Source organism: Arsenophonus sp. ENCA (assembly GCF_002287155.1).
GTDB classification, from domain to species: Bacteria; Pseudomonadota; Gammaproteobacteria; order Enterobacterales; family Enterobacteriaceae; genus Arsenophonus; species Arsenophonus nilaparvatae.
Genome location: NZ_NHNG01000262.1, coordinates 1 through 3,297 on the forward strand (window position 1 = coordinate 1; position 3,297 = coordinate 3,297).

Sequence of the window (3,297 nt, forward strand, 5' to 3'; positions counted from 1 at the left end):
AGCACCCACGACAGTCAGCATTTCGAAAGGGTCATTGACAAGGCCAACACCAATCGCAATATCTACGCCGACCGAGGCTATCCCTCTGCGGAGCGGGAAGCTTGGCTGAAGGCAAACGGCTATAGGAGCCAGATTCAGCGTAAAGGCCATCGAAACAAACCGTTGTCCAAGACTCAGCAAGGGCGAAACCACAGGATTGCAAAGACTAGGGCACGGGTTGAACATGCATTTGCGGCGATGGAACAAATGGGTAGAAAACTGATCCGCACCATTGGACAGGTGCGCGCTAATTTTGCCATGACGATGATGGCAGCATGTTACAACCTAAAGCGGTTGGCGTACTTCCAGAGCGCGTGCATCGTGGCTTTCTGACGCCCAGAATGGGTCAAATGGCCCTAGCCAGGGCAATGTGCGATAGAATCAGTAGCGTGATAATCAAAAAAAATCTAATTATTTAGAATGAAAGCCAAGGGTTAATTGAAAATCTTGAGTTTTTCGAGGTGCCCTTTATTGTATTTAAAATGTTATCCGACCTATGATTTGCAAGGACTTCTTTTTGGTTTAGATAGAACCCGGGTATGTCGCTGGGTAAAAATATTATTGCCGGTTTTAGAGATGACCTTGGGGCGAGAATGTGTTTTGCCCGCTCGTCAAATTCGCTCTGCTGAGGAATTTTTTCGCGCCTTTCCTGGAGTTAAAGACGTCTTTATTGATGGGACAGAGCGACCTGTCCAAAAGCCTAAGAATCTGCGTCGGCGAAAAAAAATGTATTCGGGAAAGAAAAGACAGACCACTCGAAAAGGGCTTATTATGACTGACGAAACAAGGCAAATTGGATTTATCCCCATGAGCAAAAATGGGCGCCGTCACGATAAACGCTTACTCGATAAAGTCGATATAATTCGCCATATTCCTCCTGAGCACGAGTTTCGCACAGGCATATAAAATTCTAAAAATGGCTTAAAAGCAATGATTAATCTGCAAGTTACTAAAAAACATAAATTTTCTTAAATTACAATAAGTTGTATTTGATTTATAAGGTTTTGACTATTTATATATCATGCTGAATTAAACTTAAAAATAGAGCGTTTTTTTATTGGTGCGAAACTCGTGATTTAGTAAAATATCATTACAGCGAGCCGCACTGGTCAAAAAAGCAAGGTGCGGTTATGGCGTCGGAAAGTGTAACGCTATTGGGTTTACCTATCGTAACTGGCCGTCAGGTTAATTACAGTAAAATTGATCCGCAATTGTGTCGTGAGCTTTTTATTCGCCATGCATTGGTTGAGGGTGACTGGCGAACCAGCCACACCTTTTACCAACAAAACTTAAGATTATTAGCTGAAGTAGAAGAGTTAGAGCATAAATCCCGTCGCCGCGATATTGTGGTTGACGATGACACGCTGTTTGATTTTTATCTACAGCGAATTAGTAGTCAGGTTGTCTCTTCCCGTCATTTTGATCGCTGGTGGAAAGTGGTGAGTAAAACACAGCCCGAGCTACTGACATTTAACAAAAATATGTTAATGCGGGCAACAGCTAATAACATTAGCCTGGTAGAATACCCCAATTATTGGCAACAAGATGCGCTTAAATTGCAGTTAACATATCAGTTTGAGCCTGGTAGTGCGGCTGATGGCGTCACGGTTCATATTCCACTATCGGTACTCAATCAAGTGAAAGATGAAGGTTTTGATTGGCAAATACCGGGATTACGCGAAGAGTTAGTTATCGCGCTGATTAAATCCTTACCTAAAGTGTTACGGCGTAACTTTGTGCCGGCCCAAATTATGCTAAAGCATTTTTAGAGAGAATACCTGTGCCGCAAGGAAAATTGTTAGATTGTCTAACCCGTGAATTGCGTCGTATGACAGGTGTTACTATTGACGCCGACACCTGGCAATGGGAGCAATTACCTGATCATTTAAAAATGACATTTCATATTGTCGATGAAAATAATCAGACTATTGCCGCAAGCCGTGATTTAACATCGTTGAAAATACAATTAAAACAGCAAGTTCAACAAACATTAGCTGCGGTTGTTAATGAAAGTATTGAGCAAAGTGGGTTACACATATGGAATTTTGGTACTTTGCCTCAGCTTTATGAACAAAAGCGTGGTAGTTATCTGGTTAAAGCTTATCCGGCTCTGGTGGATGAAAAAAATAGCGTTGCAATTCGCATGTTTGAAACTCAACTAGAGCAGCAACAGGCGATGAATAAAGGATTAAGGCGACTATTGCTGCTGAATATTCCTTCACCGATAAAATACCTGCATGAAAAATTGCCAAATAAATCCAAACTCGGGCTTTATTTCAATCCTTTTGGCAAAGTTCTTGAGCTAATTGACGATTGTATTAGCTGTGGAGTGGATAAATTAATAGCTCAATTTGGTGGTCTGATATGGACAGCAGAAGATTATCAGCGATTGGAAATTTATGTTCGTGCTGAGCTTAATGAGGTGGTGGTTGAGATAGCTAAACAGGTTGAAATGATTTTAACTCGTCCATTTGCAATTAATAAGCGTTTAAAAGGCCGGGTCGACATTCACTTGGCACTGCCATTTTCTGATATTAAAACCCAACTTAGTGGATTAATATTTAAAGGTTTTGTTACATCTCATGGCTGGCAAAAACTGCCTGATATTATTCGTTATCTTAATGCGATAGAGCGTCGTTTGGAAAAGTTAGTCGCTGATCCAAACCGTGATCGCGCGCATATGCTGCATATTGAGCATATTAAACAGCAATGGCAGGGTTGGCTAGCTAAGTTGTCTAGCACAAAGAGAGTTGCCTGAAGTACAAGCAATATACTGGATGATGGAAGAATTACGGGTAAGCCTATTTGCTCAACAACTGGGCACCCCTTATCCTATTTCAGATAAACGTATTCTACAGGCAATGGCGCAAATTTCATTACTGCCAGAGTAGGGTAAAAAAGTGGTGTTACCACCCCTTTTTAATGATATTTAATGTGATAAGTGACTAGGGCGTTCGCTTGACCTGGTGTTACTCGTTCTGCTACTTGTATATACTGCGCATAAAAAGGCAACGGAATACTTTTGCTGTCAGACACTTTTTTTAATGTAAACCAGTGGTTGAATTGGATGGGATTATCTTCATATATAATCTGTAAACCAACACCTTTTGCTGCATTATATTTATTTAAAGCACGAGTTTCGCAGTCTCTAAAAAAGAAGTATAAATTTAAAAACAAGAAAAAATCAGGATGTTCATATTTTGTCCGGTTATCCATGCATTAAAGATATCTATAAAATATTCTTGCAAGTAAGCAGTG

Annotated in this window: 3 protein-coding genes and 1 pseudogene; 3 read left to right on the plus strand and 1 reads right to left on the minus strand. The window is 40.6% G+C overall.

The window, feature by feature from the left end:
* From CBG25_RS06835 to hrpA, 3 genes and pseudogenes are all read left to right on the plus strand, one after another.
* Window positions 1-372 (plus strand): transposase (locus CBG25_RS06835; protein ID WP_290603757.1); only part of this gene is annotated, 372 nt, incomplete at its 5' end.
* 138 nt (window positions 373-510) lie between these two features.
* On the plus strand, window positions 511-945 hold the full coding sequence (locus tag CBG25_RS06840; RefSeq protein WP_290605550.1) for a transposase family protein: 435 nt from the start codon (window positions 511-513) through the stop codon (window positions 943-945).
* A 164-nt stretch (window positions 946-1,109) separates the two neighbouring features.
* Window positions 1,110-2,930 (plus strand): annotated as a pseudogene (gene hrpA, locus CBG25_RS06845) (ATP-dependent RNA helicase HrpA); the annotation flags it as partial.
* A gap of 28 nt (window positions 2,931-2,958) precedes the next feature.
* Here the strand turns inward: hrpA and CBG25_RS06850 are convergent.
* Entirely contained in the window at window positions 2,959-3,255 is a 297-nt protein-coding gene (locus CBG25_RS06850) for a fimbrial protein (RefSeq protein ID WP_290605552.1), read from the minus strand.
* Window positions 3,256-3,297: the final 42 nt, after the last annotated feature.